This is a genomic window from Nakamurella sp. (assembly GCF_044224575.1).
Taxonomy (GTDB): Bacteria; Actinomycetota; Actinomycetes; order Mycobacteriales; family Nakamurellaceae; genus Nakamurella.
In genome coordinates this window covers 1-17,919 of record NZ_JBGAKE010000004.1, presented here as the reverse complement: position 1 = coordinate 17,919, position 17,919 = coordinate 1, and the positions used below count along the sequence as shown (strand labels likewise).

General features: G+C 71.7%; 20 protein-coding genes. 15 read left to right on the top strand and 5 right to left on the bottom strand.

Going from position 1 to position 17,919, the window contains the following annotated elements; genetic code table 11:
• Positions 1 to 24 precede the first annotated feature (24 nt).
• From fmt to ACILSK_RS05740, 10 genes are all read left to right on the top strand, one after another.
• A complete protein-coding gene (gene fmt, locus ACILSK_RS05785) occupies positions 25 to 948 on the top strand; it encodes a methionyl-tRNA formyltransferase (RefSeq protein WP_395726443.1) in 924 nt (307 codons plus the stop codon).
• 151 nt (positions 949 to 1,099) lie between these two features.
• Positions 1,100 to 2,554 (top strand): RsmB/NOP family class I SAM-dependent RNA methyltransferase, encoded by a 1,455-nt coding sequence (locus tag ACILSK_RS05780; protein WP_395726188.1) that lies wholly within the window; start codon positions 1,100 to 1,102, stop codon positions 2,552 to 2,554.
• 977 nt (positions 2,555 to 3,531) lie between these two features.
• Complete coding sequence (rpe, locus tag ACILSK_RS05775) at positions 3,532 to 4,191, top strand: ribulose-phosphate 3-epimerase (protein WP_395726442.1); 660 nt, start codon at positions 3,532 to 3,534, stop codon at positions 4,189 to 4,191.
• Between the two features lie 93 nt (positions 4,192 to 4,284).
• Complete coding sequence (locus ACILSK_RS05770; RefSeq protein WP_395726187.1) at positions 4,285 to 4,968, top strand: riboflavin synthase; 684 nt, start codon at positions 4,285 to 4,287, stop codon at positions 4,966 to 4,968.
• A complete protein-coding gene (locus ACILSK_RS05765; protein ID WP_395726186.1) occupies positions 4,965 to 6,395 on the top strand; it encodes a bifunctional 3,4-dihydroxy-2-butanone-4-phosphate synthase/GTP cyclohydrolase II in 1,431 nt (476 codons plus the stop codon). The genes ACILSK_RS05770 and ACILSK_RS05765 overlap by 4 nt, the downstream gene beginning before the upstream one ends.
• Positions 6,396 to 6,439: 44 nt before the next feature.
• Positions 6,440 to 6,955 carry a 6,7-dimethyl-8-ribityllumazine synthase gene (gene ribH, locus ACILSK_RS05760; RefSeq protein WP_395726185.1) on the top strand — a complete coding sequence of 172 codons (516 nt, stop codon included), beginning with the start codon at positions 6,440 to 6,442 and terminating at the stop codon, positions 6,953 to 6,955.
• Positions 6,952 to 7,644, top strand: coding sequence for a PH domain-containing protein (locus tag ACILSK_RS05755; RefSeq protein WP_395726184.1), 693 nt, complete (start codon positions 6,952 to 6,954; stop codon positions 7,642 to 7,644). The genes ribH and ACILSK_RS05755 overlap by 4 nt, the downstream gene beginning before the upstream one ends.
• Positions 7,645 to 8,205: 561 nt before the next feature.
• Complete coding sequence (locus ACILSK_RS05750) at positions 8,206 to 8,688, top strand: (2Fe-2S)-binding protein (protein ID WP_395726183.1); 483 nt, start codon at positions 8,206 to 8,208, stop codon at positions 8,686 to 8,688.
• The gene (locus ACILSK_RS05745; RefSeq protein ID WP_395726182.1) at positions 8,685 to 11,096 is read left to right on the top strand and encodes a xanthine dehydrogenase family protein molybdopterin-binding subunit; all 2,412 of its coding nucleotides are present in this window, start codon (positions 8,685 to 8,687) and stop codon (positions 11,094 to 11,096) included. Before ACILSK_RS05750 ends, ACILSK_RS05745 begins: the two co-directional genes overlap by 4 nt.
• Positions 11,093 to 11,959, top strand: coding sequence for an FAD binding domain-containing protein (locus ACILSK_RS05740; protein WP_395726181.1), 867 nt, complete (start codon positions 11,093 to 11,095; stop codon positions 11,957 to 11,959). Before ACILSK_RS05745 ends, ACILSK_RS05740 begins: the two co-directional genes overlap by 4 nt.
• Positions 11,960 to 12,040: 81 nt before the next feature.
• Here the strand turns inward: ACILSK_RS05740 and ACILSK_RS05735 are convergent, their stop codons facing one another.
• Both ACILSK_RS05735 and ACILSK_RS05730 read right to left on the bottom strand, forming a co-directional pair.
• Positions 12,041 to 12,931 carry a hypothetical protein gene (locus ACILSK_RS05735; RefSeq protein WP_395726180.1) on the bottom strand — a complete coding sequence of 297 codons (891 nt, stop codon included), beginning with the start codon at positions 12,929 to 12,931 and terminating at the stop codon, positions 12,041 to 12,043.
• On the bottom strand, positions 12,924 to 13,394 hold the full coding sequence (locus ACILSK_RS05730) for a sigma factor-like helix-turn-helix DNA-binding protein (protein WP_395726179.1): 471 nt from the start codon (positions 13,392 to 13,394) through the stop codon (positions 12,924 to 12,926). Before ACILSK_RS05730 ends, ACILSK_RS05735 begins: the two co-directional genes overlap by 8 nt.
• A gap of 161 nt (positions 13,395 to 13,555) precedes the next feature.
• Here ACILSK_RS05730 and ACILSK_RS05725 point away from each other — a divergent pair, with 161 nt between their 5' ends.
• The gene (locus ACILSK_RS05725) at positions 13,556 to 13,804 is read left to right on the top strand and encodes a hypothetical protein (protein WP_395726178.1); all 249 of its coding nucleotides are present in this window, start codon (positions 13,556 to 13,558) and stop codon (positions 13,802 to 13,804) included.
• 58 nt (positions 13,805 to 13,862) lie between these two features.
• On the opposite strand, the gene ACILSK_RS05720 is transcribed toward ACILSK_RS05725, so the two are convergent.
• The gene (locus ACILSK_RS05720) at positions 13,863 to 14,204 is read right to left on the bottom strand and encodes a DUF1844 domain-containing protein (protein WP_395726177.1); all 342 of its coding nucleotides are present in this window, start codon (positions 14,202 to 14,204) and stop codon (positions 13,863 to 13,865) included.
• A 267-nt stretch (positions 14,205 to 14,471) separates the two neighbouring features.
• On the opposite strand from ACILSK_RS05720, the gene infC reads away from it, so the two are divergent.
• The 4 genes from infC to ACILSK_RS05700 all read left to right on the top strand — a co-directional run bounded on the left by infC (position 14,472) and on the right by ACILSK_RS05700 (position 16,929).
• Entirely contained in the window at positions 14,472 to 15,044 is a 573-nt protein-coding gene (infC, locus tag ACILSK_RS05715) for a translation initiation factor IF-3 (protein ID WP_395726441.1), read from the top strand.
• Between the two features lie 222 nt (positions 15,045 to 15,266).
• Entirely contained in the window at positions 15,267 to 15,461 is a 195-nt protein-coding gene (gene rpmI / locus ACILSK_RS05710; protein WP_395726176.1) for a 50S ribosomal protein L35, read from the top strand.
• A gap of 75 nt (positions 15,462 to 15,536) precedes the next feature.
• On the top strand, positions 15,537 to 15,938 hold the full coding sequence (rplT, locus tag ACILSK_RS05705) for a 50S ribosomal protein L20 (RefSeq protein WP_395726175.1): 402 nt from the start codon (positions 15,537 to 15,539) through the stop codon (positions 15,936 to 15,938).
• 88 nt (positions 15,939 to 16,026) lie between these two features.
• Positions 16,027 to 16,929, top strand: a complete 903-nt coding sequence (locus ACILSK_RS05700; RefSeq protein ID WP_395726174.1) for a TrmH family RNA methyltransferase — start codon at positions 16,027 to 16,029, stop codon at positions 16,927 to 16,929.
• 45 nt (positions 16,930 to 16,974) lie between these two features.
• Here the strand turns inward: ACILSK_RS05700 and ACILSK_RS05695 are convergent, their stop codons facing one another.
• Both ACILSK_RS05695 and ACILSK_RS05690 read right to left on the bottom strand, forming a co-directional pair.
• Entirely contained in the window at positions 16,975 to 17,517 is a 543-nt protein-coding gene (locus ACILSK_RS05695) for a type II toxin-antitoxin system PemK/MazF family toxin (protein ID WP_395726173.1), read from the bottom strand.
• 9 nt (positions 17,518 to 17,526) lie between these two features.
• The coding region (locus tag ACILSK_RS05690; RefSeq protein WP_395726172.1) for a tetratricopeptide repeat protein at positions 17,527 to 17,919 on the bottom strand (393 nt) is incomplete at its 5' end.

Here is a 17,919-nt window from a genome sequence, read left to right as displayed (position 1 = left end):
TCCGCCCAGCAGAGAGGCAGTCAGCTGCGCATCGTTTACGCAGGCACCCCGGAACCCGCGGTGCCGTCGCTGTCCGCCCTGCTCGCGTCCCGGCACGAGGTGTTGGCGGTGATCACCCGGCCGCCCGCGCCGCGGGGTCGGGGACGCGCCCTGCAGCCCTCCCCGGTCGGGGCGCTGGCCGCCGAGGCCGGCCTGCCGGTGCTCACCCCGCGCACCGCCCGGGATCCGGAATTCGCCGACCGGCTCCGGGAGCTCCGGCCGGACGCCGCCGCCGTCGTCGCGTACGGCGCGCTGCTGCCCCCGGCGATCCTGGAGATCCCCACCCACGGCTGGGTCAACCTGCACTTCAGCCTGCTCCCGGCGTGGCGGGGCGCCGCCCCGGTGCAGGCAGCGATTCGGGCCGGTGACGACATCACCGGCGCCACCACCTTCCGGCTCGAGGCCGGCATGGACACGGGCCCCGTGTACGGGCTGATCACCGAGCCGATCCGGGCCGACGACACCGCCGGAGACCTGCTGACGCGCCTCGCGATCGAGGGCTCGCGGCTGCTGGTGGCCACCCTGGACGGGCTGGCGGACGGCGCCATCGAGGCCCGGCCGCAGCCGGCCGAGGGGGTCTCCTACGCGGGCAAGGTCGGCGTCGACGACGCCCGCGTCGACTGGACCTGCCCTGCGTCGGCGCTCGACCGGTTGATTCGCTCGCTCACCCCCGACCCGGGCGCGTGGACCGACTCGCCGTGGGGTCGGTTGGTGCTCGGCCCGGTCCGGCCGACGGACACCGGCGGGTTGAGACCGGGGCAGCTGCAGGCCGGCAAACGGGACGTGCTGGTCGGCACGTCGACCACCGCAGTGCGGCTGAGCCGGGTCACCGCGCCGGGCCGCAAGGCTATGGACGCGGCGGACTGGGCGCGCGGAGCCCGTCCCGAACCCGGCGTGGTGCTGACGTGAGTGCGGCCCGCCCAGCGAACCGTCGATCGGCCGGTGCCGGTGCCGATGTCGGCGCGGACGGGTGGCCGCCGCGGCCGGACGTCGGCGGTGGCGTGCTGACCCCCGGCCCGAGAACAGACCTGACGACCTCCGAACCCGAAACGGTGCTGGCATGACGAACCCCCGACCGCGCCGTCCCACCGGCGGACGGCCGTCCGCTTCGGGCAAGGGCGGCGGCAAACGCCCGTCCGGGCCGCCCCGCCGGCCACCCACCCGCCGGCCGCCGGTCGTCGACGAGTCCCGGCAGGCCGCCCTCGACGTGCTCGCGGCCGTGCGCTCGCGAGGCGCGTACGCCAACCTGGCCCTGCCGCCGATCCTGCGCGACCGGGGCCTGTTCGGCCGCGACGCCGCCCTGGCCACCGAGTTGGCGTACGGCAGCTGCCGCGCCCTGGGTCAGCTCGACGCGATCGTCGCCGCCTGCGGTGAGCGGGCCTTCGAGGATCTGGACGGCGAGGTCATCGACGCCCTCCGGCTGGGGGCCTACCAGCTGCTGCACACCCGTATCCCACCGCACGCCGCGGTGTCCACGGTCGTCGAGCTCGTCCGCGCGGGGGACCGGCCCGGCGCGGCCGGCTATGTCAACGCGGTGCTGCGCCGGGTGTCCGAGGCCGACCTGGACACCTGGATCGACCGGCTTGCCCCGCCGGAACAGACCGATCCGCTGGGCCGGTTGGCGATGGCGACCGCGCATCCCCGGTGGATCGTCGCTGCCTACCGGGACCGGCTGGCCCCGGAGAACGACGAGACCGACGAGCTGGTCGCGGCCCTGCGCGCCGACGACGTGCCGCCCGCCGTGCACCTGGTCGCGCGGCCCGGGCGGATCGGCCGCGACGAGCTGGTCGAGCAGTCCGGTGGCGTCCCCGCCCGGTACTCGCCGTACGGCGTCTACCTGTCTGGCGGCGACCCGGGGGCGATCGAGGCCGTTGCCGACGGGCGGGCCGCGGTCCAGGACGAGGGTTCCCAGCTCGTCGCGATCGGCCTGGCCACCGCGGATCTGACCGGCACGGACGAGCGCTGGCTCGATCTGACCGCCGGTCCCGGCGGCAAGGCCGGTCTGCTCGGCGCGTTCGCCGCGCTGCGCGGCGCCCGGCTGGACGCCGTCGAGCTGGCCCCGCACCGGGCCGAACTGGTCCGGCGGACCACCGAGGGACTCCCGGTCACCGTGCACACCGCCGACGGGCGGGCCTCCGGCCTGGCCGAGGCGGCCTACGACCGGGTGCTGCTGGACGCGCCATGCACCGGGTTGGGTGCCCTGCGCCGCCGGCCGGAGGCCCGCTGGCGGCGCCGCCCGAGCGATGTGGCCGACCTGGTGCAGCTGCAGCAGGAGCTCCTTCGGGCGGCCGCCGGCCACGTGCGGGTCGGCGGCCTGGTCGGGTACGTGACCTGTTCGCCGCATCTGGCGGAGACGCTCGGTGTCGTCGGCCGGCTGCCGGACACCCTCGAACCGGTCGATGCCCGCCCGTTCCTGCCCGGGGTGCCGGACCTCGGCGACGGGCCGACGGTGCAGCTCTGGCCGCACCGGCAGGGCACCGACGGGATGTTCCTGGCCCTGCTGCGCCGAACCTAGACCGCTCGGCCACCCGGCCTGTCGCTCACGGTGGCAGGACCCGCCGGGGACGGTTGCCGACGCCGATCGCTGCCCGTCGTGGCCGCACTCACAGTGCCGTGCCGCTGAGCGGTACGACCCGCTTCGGCCCGCCGGTCCGGCGCGCGATGCTGACGTCGGTCATCGCCGAGCAGGTGTCGGGTCCACGCCGGACCCAGGTGGATGCCGGTTCGGCCGAGATGCGAAGCGTGCCCGCGACCCACGCAGGGTCACGGGCACGCTCATCGTGACGACGGTGCGGCAGTCGAGCGCCCGGGGCGCCCGACGATCGATCAGCTGAAGAGGCTGATCACCGCGGTGAGAGCCATGGCGGCGATGCCGACGATGGCCGAGTACTTGAACGGCTTGCCAAGCTCCTGGGGGTTCATGTCGTTCCTCTCGGTTGTGGTTGCGCTCTGGTTCCGGACCGATCGAACTCCGGGCGGACTGGCCGACCGGCGTTCCGGCATCGTTGCGGGGCCCCACGAACCGGTGGCACCGCACTCGGCACCACCGACGTCCATTCTGCCGAACGGGTCGGCCCGCACCGTCGTGAATGGCTGTGAACAAGACCGTCGTGGACGCGGCGCAACCTGCCGTCGATCGGGCCATTCAGGCTGGTCAACGGATGTGTCACCGGCCTGTCCGACGGGGCGGCGAGCGCCGGGTGCCGCGCATGGCGCCGGGTTTGGTGTGTAGCCCTGTGAAGTGAATCATGGAAGTCGTACCGCCGAAAGGGTGAATCATTCCTCCGTTGGGGACTGATGTCCGGGGTTGGCGAGTCGGGCCGGCCGGCGACAAGCGGCGCAACGACCGGCGGAGCGGGGTCTGCACGCTCGCTCGCCGGCTGCTCCCGGGCCGAGGGGTCGCCGATGCCATCCTTCTGCACCCGATGGTGGCGCCGCACTGGATGGTGGCGGCGCACGCTCGGCCAACTACTCTGCACGGCTGTGACCGTGTTGATCGCACCGAGCATCCTGAATGCCGACTTCGCGCACCTGGCCGACGAGATCGCCGCCGTCGCCGGCGCGGACTGGCTGCACGTGGACGTCATGGACAACCATTTCGTGCCCAACCTGACGCTCGGCCTGCCTGTGGTCGAGTCGATCCGGAAGGTCACCGAGATCCCGATCGACTGTCATCTGATGATCGAGAATCCGGACAGGTGGGCGATCGGATACGCCGAGGCCGGCGCGTACAACGTGACGGTGCACGCCGAGGCGGTGGCCGACCCCATTGCCACCGCCGCGAACATCCGGGCCGCCGGGGCCAGGGCGGGGCTGAGCCTGAAGCCCGGGACGCCGATCGAGGACTGGGTCGAGGTGCTCAAGCACTTCGACACCCTGCTGGTGATGACCGTCGAGCCGGGTTTCGGCGGGCAGTCGTTCATGGCCGAGATGATGGGCAAGGTGCGCACGGCCCGGAACCTGGTCGACGCCGGCGAGCTGTCCGTGGTCGTCGAGGTGGACGGCGGCATCGGCGCGGACACCATCGAGATCGCCGCGGCGGCGGGCGCCGACTGCTTCGTCGCCGGCTCCGCGGTCTATTCGGCGGCCGACCCGGCGCTGGCCGTCGCCCGGCTGCGGGCGGCCGCCCAGCGCGCGGTGCCCGTCCGGTAGGGACAGCCGGGTCCACCGATGGTGGAACTATGGACGGGGCGACGGCCGCGGAGCGACCGGCGGCGCCATCGAATGACGAGGGAGAGAACCGGGATGTTCACCGGCATTGTCGAGGAGCGCGGCCGGATCGTCGACGTGCGCCTCGACGGCGCGCAGGCCGGCCCGGACGCCGGATCGGCCCGGCTCACCGTCCTCGGGCCGAAGGTCACCTCGGACGTGGGGCACGGCGATTCGATCGCCGTCTCCGGGGTCTGCCTGACGGTGGTCGACCGGGACGGCGACCGCTTCACCGTCGATGTGATGGCCGAGACGCTGCGCCGCACCACCGTCGGTGCACTCAGTGCGGGTGACGAGGTCAACCTGGAACGGTCGGTCACCCCGACCACCCGGTTGGGCGGGCACATCGTGCAGGGTCACGTGGACGGCACCGGGATCGTCGTGCAGCGCACCCGGCATCCGGCCTACGACGAGATCCGGATCCGGACGTCGACCGAGCTGGCCCGGTATCTGGCAGCCAAGGGGTCGGTCGCCGTCGACGGCATCTCGCTCACCGTCATCGACGTGATCGATCTGATCGCCGGTGACGGGGGCCCCGGCGGGGTGGAATTCACCATCGGCATCATCCCGGAGACCCGCACGGCCACGACGCTGGGTGACGCGCAGGTCGGCGCGGTGGTCAACCTGGAGGTCGACGTCATGGCCAAGTACGCCGAACGCCTGCTGACTGCGGGTGCGGCGAGACCCGAACACATCCACGAGCGCGGGGAGACGGCATGACCACCTCGGAGGGCGACCTGGGTTTCGCCGGGATCCCCGTCGGTGACGGGCTCGATGCCGCGCCGCGGCCGGCCCGGGTCCGCCGGGATCCGGGTCCGGACGCCGGCCCGCACGTCGGGTACGCCGGGATCCCGTTCGACGACGCCGAGCTGAGCCCGCCCCGCACCTGGGATCCGAATCGCCCCAAGACCGCGGCCGGTTTCGACACCATCGACTTCGCCGTCGCCGAGATCGCCGCCGGGCGGGCCGTGGTCGTCGTCGACGACGAGGACCGGGAGAACGAGGGCGATCTCATCTTCGCCGCGGACCTGGCCAGCACCGAACTGACGGCGTTCACCGTCCGGTACTCCTCGGGCGTGATCTGCGTCGGATTGACGGGTGAGACCTGCGACCGGCTCGACCTGCCCCCGATGTACCACCACAACCAGGACCGCAAGTCGACCGCGTTCACGGTCAGTGTGGACGCGAAAGAAGGCGTCACCACCGGGATCTCGGCCGCCGAGCGGGCCCACACGGTACGCCTGCTGGCCGACCCGGCGGCCACCGAGCAGGACCTGTCGCGGCCCGGGCACGTCTTCCCGTTGCGAGCTCGGGAGGGCGGGGTGCTGGTCCGCCCGGGGCACACCGAGGCGGCCGTCGATCTGGCCCGGCTGGCCGGCCGGCAACCGGCCGGCGCGCTGTGCGAGATCGTCAAGGACGACGGGTCCATGGCCCGGCTGCCCGACCTGCAGGTGTTCGCCCGCCGGCACCGGCTCGCGCTCATCTCGATCGCCGACCTGATCGCCTACCGGCGGGCCCGGGAGGTGCAGATCCGCAAGGTGGCCACCGCCCGGTTGCCGCTGCCGCAGGGTGAGTTCCACGCCGTCGGCTACCTCAGTACGGTCACCGGACGCGAACTCGTCGCCCTGGTGATGGGCGACATCGGCGACGGCGAGGACGTCCTGGTCCGCGTGCACTCCGAATGCCTGACCGGCGACGTCCTGGGCTCGTTGCGCTGCGACTGCGGCCCCCAGCTGCACGCGGCCCTGGACGCGGTGGCCGAGGAAGGGCGCGGCGTCGTGCTGTACATCCGCGGCCACGAGGGTCGCGGGATCGGCCTGCTCGGCAAGCTGCAGGCGTACGAACTCCAGGACGCGGGCGCCGACACCGTCGACGCCAATCTGCAGCTGGGCCTGCCCGCCGACGCCCGGGAATACGGCACCGGCGCGCAGGTGCTGGCCGATCTGGGCATCCGGTCGATGCGGCTGTTGACCAACAATCCGGCCAAGCGCGCCGGGCTGGAGGGCTACGGGCTGTCCATCGTCGGCCGGGTCGCGCTGCCGGTGCACGTGAACCCCGAGAACCTGCGTTACCTGACGACCAAGCGGGACCGGATGGGCCACGAGATCGACGGGCTGGAGGCCCTGTACGGCGAGGGCCACGCATAGGGTGGACACCCCGACACGGGCATGGCGGACCTGAGGAGATTGTGATGAGCGGTGACGGGCGACCGGAGTTGGAGATCCCCGACGCGACGGGTCTGCGGGTCGGCATCGTGGCCACCAGCTGGCACGGGTCGGTGACCGACTCCCTGGTCGAGCGGGCCGTCTGGTTGGCCACCCGCGCCGGCGCGACGACGCCGACCGTGGTGCGCGTGCCGGGGGCCATCGAGATCCCGGTGGTGGCCCAGGCGCTGGCCACGAACCACGACGCGGTCTGTGCCCTTGGCGTGGTGATCCGCGGCGGTACACCGCACTTCGAGTACGTCTGCGACTCGGTGACGGCCGGACTGACCCGGGTGGCCCTGGATTCCGGGGTGCCGGTCGGGAACGGCGTCCTGACCTGCAACACCATCGAACAGGCCGTCGACCGCGCCGGCGGGCCCGGAGCCAAGGAGGACAAGGGCGCCGAGTCCATGTCTGCCGCGTTGGCCACCGCGCTCGTGTTGCGCAGCCTGCGGGCGGCCGGTGGCCGGATGGGCTTCGCGCCGGCCGCCGGGCGGGCATGACGGGCGCCGCTGACGGGACGTCAGCCTCGAGTTCGCCGGGCGATCCACTGGACGACCGGGCGCCCGACCGGTCCCTGCCGGTGCTGTTCCAGGTGCGGCCGCGCAAGATCACCATCCTGGCCACGATCGCGGCGGTCGTGGTCGTGGGCGTGTCGGTCCTCGCCGGGGTGCTGCTCAAGGACGTCGACGAGGGCGTCTCCTTCCGGACGACCGATCAGGTCGGCACGATCGGCATCGGGGTGGTCCTGGCCGCGGCGATCATGACGACCGCCCGGCCGCGCCTGCGCGCCACCGAAGCCGGACTCTGGGTGCGGAACATGCTGGGGGACAAGTTCTTTGCCTGGACGATGGTGATCAGGGTGGCCTACCCGCCGAACGCACCCTGGGCCCAGCTGCAACTGCCGGACGACGAGATTCACCCCGTGATGGCGATCCAGTCCCTCGACCGCGCCCGGGCCGTGCGGGCCCTGGAGGAGGTGCGGCGGCTGCACGACCGGTTCGCCCCGCCGCCATCGCGGCCCCGGCCGATGGCCGCGACCGTCGAGGACGCCGCCTACGCCCGCCCGCTCGGCCGGCTGGAGAAGATCGACCTGGAGAAGGCCGCCGCACACCGGCGGGACCTGCGGGCCAAGGCCGAGAAGCTGGCCCGCAAGGACGCGGCCAAGGGCGGGGACGCCCCCGCGAGCTGAGCCGCCCGGCGTCAACACCGGCGGCCCGATCCCAACGCCGCCCCCCGCCCCTCCCCGCGCGGATCATCTACGCCCGCGCGGACGAAGTCGTTGACTTCCGTCCCACCGATCACATTCGGTGCCACTTCATCCGCGCGGTGACCCACAGGAGCGATGTGGACACCCGCGCGGATGAAGGCGTTGACTGCTGTCCCACCGGTCACATTCGGTGCCGGTTCAGCCGCGTCGGCGTTGTTGATCCGCGCGGGCCGGGCGGCGGCGCGTTGTTGATCCGCGCGGGCCGGGCGGCGCCGGCGTTGTTGATCCGCGCGGGCCGGGCGGCGCCGCACGTCGGGTCGACCGCGCCGGCCGGACCCTCCGCCGCCGGGCGTCACCGGGAGCGCCCGAACGGGCACGGTGTGTCCACGCTTGCCCGACTTGCTGATACTGCCGGGTCGGTCGGAATCGGTTCAGAATCCGTTTGTCCGGTTCACTGCGGCGGGATTCGCACATTCGGCCTACCGTCCGAAGCATCGTGGCCCCCGATGCCGCCAGGGGGCCAAGAAGAATCGGTGGTCACCCATGGCTCGGATCGACGTCAACGTGGACGGGATCGGGCGCAGTGACGAGGTCGAACCTCGACTGTTGCTCGTCCATTATCTGCGCGAAAAGCTAGGTCTCGTCGGAACTCCCATCGGCTGCGACACGTCCAACTGCGGGGCCTGCACGGTCCTGCTGGACGGGCGCAGTGTGAAGTCGTGCAGCGTCCTGGCCGTCCAGGTCGACGGCGCCGAGATCACCACCATCCAGGGGCTGGCCAACGGCTCCTGGCACCCGGTGCAGACCGCCTTCAAGGAATGCCACGGCCTGCAATGCGGGTACTGCACCCCGGGCATGGTGCTCGCCGCAGTCGACCTGCTCACCGAGAATCCCGACCCGACCGACGCCGAGATCCGGGAAGGCCTGGAGGGCAACCTCTGTCGCTGCACCGGGTACCAGAACATCGTGAAGTCCGTGCATCACGCGGCGGATCTGATGCAGCAGTCGGCGGAGGTGGCCAAGTGACCGACGTCGCCGAGAACGTCGCCGCCGCGGCCGTCAGTACCCCGGCCATCGGGCAGTCCATCCGCCGCAAGGAGGACGCGCGGCTGCTCACCGGCACCACCAACTGGACCGACAACATCCAGCTGCCCGGCGCCCTGCACATGGTGTTCGTGCGCAGCCCCTACGCCCATGCCCGGATCACCCGGGTGGAGCTGACCGCCGCCCGCGCCATGCCCGGCGTCGTCGCGGCCTACGCCGCGGCCGATCTGGGCGAGGCCAACCCCAAGATCATCTGCGTCTGGCCGGTCACCGACGACATCGTCATGCCCGAGTTCCCGGCGCTGGCCACCGACGAGGTGCGGCACGTCGGCGACTGTGTGGCCGTCGTGCTGGCCACCGATCGCTACCTGGCGGCCGACGCGGCCGAGGCGGTGGAGGTCGACTACGAGCCGTTGCCCGCGGTCATCGACATGGAGGCCGCGCTGGCCGACGGGGCCCCGCTGGTGCACGCGGACAAGGGCACCAACAAGTGCTATTCGATGAGCTACCCGTGCGGGGACTGGGACAAGGCCGTCGCCGAGGCCGACGTGGTGGTCAAACGTCGCTTCGTCAACCAGCGGCTGATCCCCAGCCCGATGGAACCGCGGGCCGTCGTCGCGGCCCCGCAGGGCAATCTGAGCGAGATGACGATCTGGACGGCCACCCAGATCCCGCACGTGCTGCGGGTGCTGCTGTCGCTGACCACCGGCGTGCCGGAGCACAAGCTGCGGGTGATCGCCCCCGACGTCGGCGGCGGATTCGGCGCCAAGCTGCAGATGTACCGCGAGGAACAGCTGTGCGTGGTGATCGCGGGCAAGCTCGGCCGGCCGATCAAGTGGACCGAGACCCGCACCGAGAACATGGTGGCCACCCACCACGGGCGCGACCAGATCCAGTACCTGCAGATCGCCGCCAAGTCCGACGGCACCCTGCTGGGGCTCAAGGTCGACCTGATCGCCAACATGGGCGCCTACCTGCAGATCATCACCCCGGGCATCCCACTGCTGGGCCAGTTCATGTTCAACTCGATCTACAAGATGGACGCCTACCACTTCGGCTGCACCAGCGTGTTCACCACCACCACGCCGACCGACGCGTACCGGGGCGCCGGCCGGCCCGAGGCCACCTTCGGCATCGAACGGATGATGGACGAGCTGGCCGCCGAGCTGGGCCGCGACCCCATGGAGCTGCGGCAACAGAACTGGATCCGGCACGAGGAGTTCCCGTTCACCACGATCGCCGGGATGACCTACGACACCGGCAATTACGAAGCGGCGACCGCCCGGGCGATGGAGCTGTTCGACTACGACGGCCTGCGAGCCGAGCAGCAGCAGCGCCGCGAGTCGGGTGATCCGGTGCAGCTGGGCATCGGCATCTCGACCTTCACCGAGATGTGCGGGCTGGCCCCGTCCCGGGTGCTGCGGGACCTGAAATACGCCGCCGGCGGATGGGAGCACTGCACCATCCGGATGCTGCCCACCGGCACCGTCGAGTTGGTGACCGGCACGTCGCCGCACGGCCAGGGGCATGCCACCGCCTGGAGCCAGATCGCCGCCGACCAACTCGGGGTCGGCGTCGACGACGTCACCGTCATCTTCAGCGACACCGGGATGGCCCCGTACGGCATGGACACCTACGGGTCGCGGTCGCTGGCCGTCGGCGGGCAGGCGATCGTCAAGGCCGCCGACGCGGTGGTGGCCAAGGCCCGGCAGATCGCCGCCCACCTGCTGGAGGCCTCCGCCGACGACCTGGAGTTCCTGGACGGTTCGTTCCGGGTCAAGGGCGATCCCGAGCAGGTCAAGACCATCCAGGCCGTGGCCTGGGAGGCGTTCACCGCCCACAACCTGCCCGACGGCATGGATCCGACCCTGTTCGGGGCCTCCACCGTCGACCCGGACGGCTTCTCCTTCCCGCACGGCACCCACCTGTGTGCGATGGAGGTGGACACCGAGACGGGCAAGGCCACCATCCGCAAGTACGTCGCCGTCGACGACGTCGGGGTGCAGGTCAACCCGATGATCGTGGAGGGGCAGATCCACGGCGGTCTGGCCCAGGGCATCGCCCAGGCGTTGTGGGAGGGCGCCCACTACGACGAGGACGGCAACCTGACCACCGCGTCGCTGGCCGACTACCTGTTGCCAACCGCGATGGACGTGCCCGAGTACGTCACCGACCGGACCATCACCCCGTCCACCACCCACCCGCTGGGCACCAAGGGGGTGGGCGAGGCCGGCACCATCGCCTCGACACCGGCAGTGGTGAACGCCGTCGTCGACGCCATCCGGCACCTGGGGGTGCAGGACGTGCCGATGCCCTGCACACCGCAAACGGTCTGGCGGGCCCTGCAGGCCGCGTCCGGCCGGGGCGCCGCCGGGGGAGGTGCGGCATGATCCCGAACGAGTTCGACTACGTACGGCCTTCCTCGGTCGACGACGCGGTGGCCGCGCTCACCGAGGGCGGCGACGACGCCAAGATCATCACTGGCGGCCAGTCGCTGTTGCCACTGCTGCGGGTCCGGCTGGCCAACCCGTCGGTGCTGGTCGACTGCGGCCGCATCGAGGAGATGCGCGGGGTGGCCGACGCGGGCGCCACCCTGCTGATCGGAGCGGCGACCACCCACCACGACGTCATGCACTCGCCTCTGGTGAAGGAGCATGCCGGGCTGCTCGCCGCCGCCACCGCGACGGTGGCCGACCCGCAGATCCGGCACCGCGGCACCTTCGGCGGTTCGCTGGCCCACGCGGACCCGGCCGGTGACCTGCCCACGGTGGCGCTCGCGCTCGACTGCGTCATGATCGCGGCCGGGCCGAACGGGCGGCGGGAGATCCCGGCGAGCAGCTTCTTCGTCGACTACTTCACCCCGGCCCTGGAGTGGGACGAGGTACTGGTCGCGGTTCGGGTGCCCAAGCTGAAAATCTCCGATGGCTGGGGTTTCCATTACGAGAAGTTCCACCGCACCGCCCAGTCGTGGGCGATGGTCGGGGTGGCGGCTGCGGTGCGCCGGAGCAACGGCTCCATCGCGGAGGCCCGGATCGGACTGACCAACATGGGCCCGACCCCGCTGCGGGCGGCGGCGACCGAGGCCGCGCTGGCCGGGGCGGCGGCCACCGAGTCCGCCGTTGCGACAGCGGCCGAGCGGGCCGCGGAGGGCACCAGCCCGACCAGCGAACTGCACGCGCAGGCCGACTATCGGGAGCACCTGGCGCGGGTGCTCACCAAGCGGTCCGTGCTGGCCGCGGGTGGGGTCGGCTGACGCGGACACGCCGGATCGCTCGAGTGCACGCTTGGGCCGGGTGGGTCCTGCTTCCCGGGCGAGCGGGCGGGCGGGCGCGAGCTACGAGCCGATGCGAACCGAGTCCAGGATGGCGGACACCTCGGCCTGGGTCGGTGCGCTCATCGGCTGATAGGCCCAGGAGGTGACGACCGCGCGTCGACCGTCGAGATCCAGAATCCACATCGTCATCGGCCCGGCGTAGCTCAGGTCGGCCAGCTGGCCGTCGGCATCGGTGAAGGTCGCGCTCTGCCCTCCGTAGCACTTCGACTTGTCGGTGCCGGCCGGGCTGAGCGTGAGTGCCACCCCGGTGAAACCGTCGATGGTCAACGGTCGCGGCCCGGAGACGGTGGTGTTCTGCTGGGCCTGGAGCGCCTTGACCAGCTCGTCGACGGAAGGTCCGACCGGCGCGTCGGTATCGATCCAGTTGCACGAGTCGGAGTGCACCGAGGAAACGTCCGAGAAGGCAATGACCGACTCGTCGGGGCCTTGCACCGTCACCCCGTATTTGCGTTCCCACCCGGTCGGCATCGTCACCTCGATCGGGGTGCCGAACCGGTCCACGACGTACGTGCCCGGTTCGATGACGTCCGGCCCGTCCAGCAGCGAGGGCGACCCCGTTGACGATGCGGCCGATGTCGTCGGCGTCGGGGTGGACGCGGTGTCCTGGGTGCTACTGCAGGCCGCGGCCAGCAGGCACAGTCCGAGCACGGTGCCGGAGCCCTTGCGCATGTTTTCCTCCTCGGATCGGAGCGCGGTGGGTAGGACGGCGGCGGTCACCGCGACGGTGGCGGTCACCGCCGCGGCGAGCAACCAGGGGTGACGGCGCAGTGAGCGCCGTGGTCGGGCCGACGGTCCGGGGTCCGCCGGAGTTTCCGGGGCGCGCGGTCGGTCGGCCAGATCTCGCTCGATCTGGCGCCCGTAGGCGCGGAGCTGGTCGTCTAGGTCAGCCACCGGAGCACCCCAGATCGTGTCGGAGCCGGGCCATCCCCCGCCGCTCGTGCACCTGCACGCTGCCCTTGGACATCCCCAGCACCTCGGCGACTTCGGCGAGCGTCCATTCGAAGCAGTGCACCAGCATCACCACCTCGCGTTGCCGGCCCGACAGCCTTTCCAGGGCTCCGGGCAGGCCCGGCTCGACCCATGGAATCTCGGTTGGTGCGACGGCGGGCAGGCGCGGAGCCCGCCGCCGGATCCGGTCCCTGGCCCAGTTGCGGCCGGCCGCAAACACATAGCCGATCGGGTTGGCGCAGGCCGCCACGCGTTCCCAGTGCTCCCACGCGAAGGCCAGCGCCTCGGCAGTGGCGTCCTCGCCCATGTCGAAGCCGAAGGCGGCCCCCAGGGCAAGGCGAAGCCGTGGTTCTGCGGCCGCGACGAACTCCGCGAACTCGCTCGTCGCGGGCGCCACAGGGGTCATCGTTCCTCGCTCTCACCCCATAGTCGCCACTGGCGTTCCTCGTAAGACAGAGCCTCAGTTCAAATCCGAAATTCCCGACCAATCCGACGATTAGCTCGTGACGGACCACATGCGACATGTGACTGGCGCCGACCCGGCGTCACCGGACGAGGGAGCATGACATGGGCAGGAAAGTGGCCACGATGATCGTCACCGCAGGATCGGGGGTCCTGTTTGCCGGTTTGAGCGCGCTGGCGCCCGCCGCGTCCGCGCTCGTCCTGCCGCCCGGTGGCCTCGTGCACGCGCCCGACTACTGCCTTGCGGTCTACGGCGATCCGGACCCGTGCCCTCCGCCGGACCGGCCGGATCCCGTTGACCCCAACTGTCTCCGGGTGAACATCCAGCCGCTGACCTGCCCGTACCAGCCCTGACCCGGTTGTGCGGTGGTCCGGGCCGGCCGGGCGGTGGCCGGGCCCGCTCCGGGGGCGGTCAGCTTCGCTCGCCCGGCCCCTGGCCGGGCGCATCGGGCTCGATGGAATAGTCGCGGAACGCCCCTTGCAGGCCGGCCAGGCCGTCACGGAACGCCGCGGCGTGCGGGCCGAGGTCGGGAGCGGCCGCGTTGACCAGACCGGCCAGGGCGGTGATCAGGATTCGCGCCTCGCCCAGGTCGCGGTGCTCGGGATGCTCCGGGTCGGCGGCGCCCAGGCCCAGCTGCTCGGCCGCGGCGCTCATCAGCAGGACCGCCGCGCGGCTGATCACCTCCGCCGCAGGGATGTCGACCAGGTCCCGAGCAGCGGGTTCAGGGTCGACCGGTCGATCAGGTGTACTCACAGCGTGTACGCTGTCATGTGCGACCAGCCTCCGCGCACGCGGGGGAGACAAGCGGAGCCCGACTCCCACCCGATCTGCTCACGCGGACGGGTCCAGGTCCACCGATCGTAGATCGGTGACGCGCGCCCTCGGCCGAGGGTGCGCGCCGAACGGCGTACCGACGCTGTTCGGACTTGGGTGAGGGCTCTGCGCGTTTCGCGCCGGGCCCTTTTTTCGTCGGCCAGTCCAGCGACGAGCCACGGGTCCGACGAGCGGCCGCATGAGGAGATCAACCGTCTGCAGGAGGACTCAATCAGCGTCGAGCCACGCATCAACGACAGGATCCGCGTTCCCGAGGTACGTCTCGTCGGGTCGGAGGGGGAGCAGGTCGGCATCGTGCCGATCGGCGAGGCATTGCGCATGGCGCAGGAAGCCGACCTCGACCTGGTGGAGGTCGCCCCGGACGCCCGGCCTCCGGTCTGCAAGCTCATGGACTACGGCAAGTTCAAGTACGAGAGTGCGCAGAAGGCCCGCGAGGCCCGTCGGAACCAGGTCCTGACGGTCATCAAAGAAATGAAGCTTCGGCCGAAGATCGACTCGCACGACTACGAGACCAAGAAGGGTCACGTCGTGCGGTTCCTCAAGGCCGGGGACAAGGTCAAGGTCACGATCATGTTCCGCGGGCGGGAGCAGTCCCGTCCCGAACTCGGGTACCGCCTGCTGCAGCGGCTGGCCAACGACGTCGCCGAGCTCGGCGTCATCGAGAGCGCGCCCAAGCAGGACGGTCGCAACATGATCATGGTGCTGGCCCCCCACAAGCAGGTACGGCCGCGTCAGGCCCAGGCGGCAGAAGCCTCCTGAGCACGGCCGGATCGGACCGGAGCAACGGTTGCGGTCCACCGGTCATGCCGATCCACCCGGTAGTGGTTCGGGAACGGGGCGGCCCGTTGATTCACACCGGCCGACCCGGCGATGAAGCCTGCGCCCGCAGTACCGCACGCCCCGCAGTACCGCACGCAGTGAAGACGCAGGTGATCCACCCATCCGGGTCACCACGACAGTGGAAATGAGAGCGAACCAGCGATGCCCAAGAACAAGACGCACTCCGGTGCCAAGAAGCGCTTCAAGGTCACCGGCAGCGGCAAGCTGACCCACGCCGGCTCCGGCAAGCGGCACAACCTGGAGAAGAAGTCGACCAAGATGACCCGGCGGATGGACGGCGCCAAGGTCGTTGCGCCCGCCGACGCGCCCCGGGTGCGCCGGCTGCTCGGCATCTGATTCCCCGCCCCATCCCCTCCTCGATTCCTTTCCGGTCGTTGCCCGACCGGCCCAGATAGAAAGCCAGGTGCCACCATGGCGAGAGTGAAGCGGGCGGTCAACGCCCAGAAGAAGCGCCGGGTCGTCCTCGAGCGGGCCAGCGGCTACCGCGGTCAGCGGTCCCGCCTGTACCGCAAGGCCAAGGAACAGACCCTGCATTCGGCGAATTACGCCTACAACGATCGTCGCAAGCGCAAGAACGACTTCCGCAAGCTGTGGATCGTCCGGATCAACGCCGCGTGCCGCGCCGAGGGCCTCACCTACAACCGGTTCATGCAGGGCCTCAAGCTCGCCGGCGTCGAGGTGGACCGCAAGGTGCTGGCCGAGCTGGCCGTCAACGACCAGGCGGCCTTCGCCGCGCTGGTCAAGATCGCCCAGGACACCCTGGTGTCCTCCGGTGCCGCCGCCGCGGCCCAGGCCCCGACGGCCGCCGCTTGAGCGAGCGAATGCGAGCGACACACCAGCGCCTGAACGCGGGTCCCGCGTCGGGTGACGGCCGTCAGGTCGTCACCCGAAAGCGACCCGGGTGAACGCCCGCCACCCGCGCTCCGCACGCCCGGTCGACCGTGAGTCGGCCGGGCGTTCCGGTGTCCGGGACGAACCGGCCGACGGGGTGCTGACCGAACGGTCGGCCCGCATCGTCGCCGCACACAAGCTGCTGCGTCGCGCCCGCCGGGCCGAGGCCGGTGAGTTCCTGGCCGAAGGTGCGCCGGCCGTCGCCGAGGCCATCGGTGCCGAGGCCGAGAGCCCCGGCACGGTGCTGGAGTTCTATGTGACCGAGACGGCCGGCACCCGGCACCCCGAGCTGGCCCGGCAGGCGTTCGCGGCCGGCATCACCGTCACCCAGGTCACCGACCGGGCGGCCGCCGCGTTGACCGATGCGGTCACCCCGCAGGGCCTGGTCGTCCGCTGCGCCCTGCCGACCACCACCGTGTCCGATCTGCTGGCGACCGGGCCGAAACTGCTCGCAGTGCTGGTCCGGACCAGTGACCCGGGCAACACCGGCACGGTCATCCGGCTCGCCGACGCGGCGGGTGCGGACGGCGTCATCGTCGCCGGTGAGGCCGCCGACCCGGTCAACCCCAAGGCGATCCGGGCCTCGGCCGGCAGCCTGTTCCACCTGCCGGTGGTCACCGCGCCCGACGCGGCCGACCTGGTCGCGCAGCTCGGCGCGGCCGGCCTGTCGGTGCTGGCGTCGACCGGCTACACCGATCTGGAACTGGACCAGGCCGACCGGGACGGCATCCTCGACCTGCCCACCGCCTGGCTGTTCGGGTCCGAGGCGCACGGCCTGCCGCCGTCGCTCATCGAGGCCGCCGACGAACGGATCCGCATCCCGATCTACGGCCGGGCCGAGTCGCTGAACCTGGCCGCCGCCGCCGCGATCTGCCTGTACGCCAGCGCAGCCGCGCAGCGTCGGGCGGGCTGACCTCCGCCCCGTCCGATCGGTCGGGGCCGGGCGCGGCCCCTGCGGTCAGCGCCAGCCGTAGCGCTGCCGCAGCCGCGTCTCCACCGCCGCATAGCTGGCCTTCGGCAGGCCGGCGGTCTCCCGGCGCATCCCGCCGGCGTGCACGCGGAACACCCGGTCGACGTTCACCCAGGACGGCCGTCCGGAGGAATCCCAGGCACCGGACCCGATGGCCACGAAGTCGGCGCCCTGGTGTTGCTTCGACGTCAGCTGCACCGCCAGGAAGGTCCCACCGGGTTCGGCCGCCACCACCAGCACCGGCCGGTCCTTGCCGCGGCCGTCCCGCTCCTCGAACGGCACCCAGGTCCAGACCACTTCGCCCGGGTCGGGGGCACCGTCGCGGGACGGCGCGTACGTCATCCGGACCTTGCCGACGCGTCGCGGGTCGATCTCGACGGTCGCCGTTGGGCCCGACTGCCCGGGCGAAGCGACTGCGGTTCCCGGCCGCGAGGCGGTACCCGGACGAGTCGCGCCGGAGCGGGGTGCGGGTGCCTTCTTGGGGGTCAGGAGGCCGCGGATGGCGTCGGTCAGCCGGCTCAGAAACGACATGACGGCAACCTAACCAGATCCCTCCGGTGCCAAGGGCTCGGTCGCCGCCGCGAGCGACGCTTCGATAGCAGCTATCCAGTCCGGGTCTGCCCAGTTCGGGCCGTAGGTCGCCAGATCGGCCAGCGTGGCGAGCGCGTCCCGGTAGGCGGTGGTGGCGGCGGTCAGGTCGCCGCGGTCGCGGGCGGTGCCGCCGACGTTGTCCAGGGCGATGGACAGGTCGCGCAGGGTTTGGGGGGTGTCGCCGTAGGTGTCGCGGAGGCGGCGGGCGATGTCGAGGGATTCGGTGTAGGCGGTGGTGGCGGCGGTCAGGTCGCCGCGGTCGCGGGCGGTGCCGCCGACGTTGTCCAGGGCGATGGACAGGTCGCGCAGGGTTTGGGGGGTGTCGCCGTAGGTGTCGCGGAG